The following is a 292-nucleotide window of genomic DNA, read 5'->3' as shown; positions in this document are numbered from 1 at the left end:
TGTTGAGTAAACCTGCGTTTAAAAATCATTTTTGTACTTGCAGTAATGCTTATATCAGATATAAATTAGATATATCTAATTAAGCAAAAGGAGGCTGATATGAGCCATCATCACGAAGGGTGTTGTAAACATGAAGGCCAGCCACGCCATGAGGGCTGCTGCAAAGGTGAGAAGTCAGAACACGAGCACTGCGGACACGGTCACCAGCATGAACACGGTCAATGCTGCGGTGGTCGCCACGGTCGCGGCGGCGGTCGTCGACAACGTTTCTTTGGTCACGGTGAATTGCGTC

The 292-nt window shown here is 47.9% G+C and carries 1 pseudogene; it reads left to right on the top strand.

Annotation, left to right across the window (positions count from 1 at the left end):
• Positions 1-99 precede the first annotated feature (99 nt).
• Positions 100-292 (top strand): annotated as a pseudogene (nfeR, locus tag LZP73_RS20185) (DNA-binding transcriptional regulator NfeR); the annotation flags it as partial.

It is taken from the genome of Shewanella sp. AS16 (genome assembly GCF_021412365.1).
In the GTDB taxonomy this organism is placed as follows: Bacteria; Pseudomonadota; Gammaproteobacteria; order Enterobacterales; family Shewanellaceae; genus Shewanella; species Shewanella salipaludis.
The sequence above is the reverse complement of the archived record's forward strand: the minus strand, read 5'-3'. Positions and strand labels throughout refer to the sequence as shown.